The sequence below is a fragment of the Streptomyces sp. NPDC001056 genome (genome assembly GCF_053598955.1).
Genome location: NZ_JBSFLI010000106.1, coordinates 1 through 1,400 on the forward strand (window position 1 = coordinate 1; position 1,400 = coordinate 1,400).

At 63.7% G+C, this 1,400-nt stretch carries 2 protein-coding genes; both read right to left on the minus strand.

Features of this window, described 5'->3' with window-relative positions; genetic code table 11:
* On the minus strand, window positions 1–717 hold a 717-nt coding region (locus tag ACWDD7_RS37710), incomplete at its 3' end, for an alpha/beta hydrolase family protein (RefSeq protein WP_450460712.1).
* Between the two features lie 87 nt (window positions 718–804).
* Window positions 805–1,320, minus strand: coding sequence for a SphA family protein (locus ACWDD7_RS37715; RefSeq protein WP_450460713.1), 516 nt, complete (start codon window positions 1,318–1,320; stop codon window positions 805–807).
* Window positions 1,321–1,400: the final 80 nt, after the last annotated feature.

Here is a 1,400-nt window from a genome sequence, read left to right on the forward strand (position 1 = left end):
GCAGTAGTAGCCGCCGAGCGACACGCCCTCCATGCCGATCCGCTTCGGATCGACGTCGTCCCGGCCTTCGAGCCAGTCGACGATCTTGCTCGCCCAGACTTCCGAGTTGTATACGGCATTCAGGCCGTGCAGCCGCAACGCTTCGCCGGTACCGGGCTGGTCGACAATCAACGACGACACGCCGCGCGCGGCCAGCCAGGCCGGCAAGCCCACGAAGTACTTCATTTCCTTGGTCGAGTCGAGCCCGTTGACCTGCACGAGCAGCGGGCTGCGCGCATCGGCATTCTTCGCTTTCACAAGGAGTCCGGACAGATGCGTGTCGCCGTACGGAATGGCGACGCGCTCGCAGTTGTCGCCGGAGCGTGCGATGCCATCGTCGAACGTATCGAGCGAGCGTTGGTAAAGCTCGATACGTCCCGGGGCATCGTGCGCGAGCATGCGCTCGGCCGTGATCAGATAGATCGCGGCACGCTTGTACTTCTCGCCCGCCGACCGCCGCCGCCCCCGGGCCTCGTCGTCCTGCGCGAGATCGCAAAGGCGATCGGCCTTCTCGACCCACGCTTCGCGAAACGCACGCGTGCCGTCGGCGTCCGGTTGCCTGGCCGCTTCCTGGAGCGGCCCGCACATCTCCTCGATTTCACCGATGCGCGCGCCCATTTCGATGGCGAGATTGACGGACAGATTCCAGACGTAGTTGGTAGGAAAGTATCGGAACATGCTGATTGCCTTGATTGAAATTGCGTATTGCTCGATGACGGCGCCGATGACCGGTTCTCGCGCGCAGTCCGGCGCGCGACACGATGCTCAGCCCTTGTGCCCGAAGCCGGCCCACAACGGGATGGCGATGTTCAGCCACACGCTGCTGCTCTTCGCCGTGTTTGCGGCATAGATGCCTTGCTGATAATTGAGGTTGACGTTCCAGCTTCTCGCGTCGTACACGATCGACGGACCGATGCCGAAGGTCCGCATGCGATTGCCCACGCTCACGCCGCCGGCCTTGTCGTCGCTGAACTGGTTCAGGTACGCGCCGACCACGCCGAGTTTCCACGGGCCGAAGTTCCAGCCTGCGTTGAACTCCGCGACGTAACCGTCGCCCGAGCTGTAGTCCGTCGTGCCGTTCTTCAGATTGAGCAGGAAGCGGTTTGCGAGCGCGACGTCGATTCCGTTGGGAACGTTGTAGCGAATCGAGATCACCGGCTGCACCGAGGTGTAGCCCACCGCGACACTCGACTTGACCGGGCTATAGGAACCCGTCTCGAATGCAACGTCGATGCCCGACGCAATCGCCAGGTTCGGCGAGAGATTCCATTGCAACAACACGGGCGCCGGTCAGGGCCCCGGTGGCGACAGCGCCGCCCGTGTCCTCTCGCTGGCCCAGCAGACCGCCGACCAGGCGATCG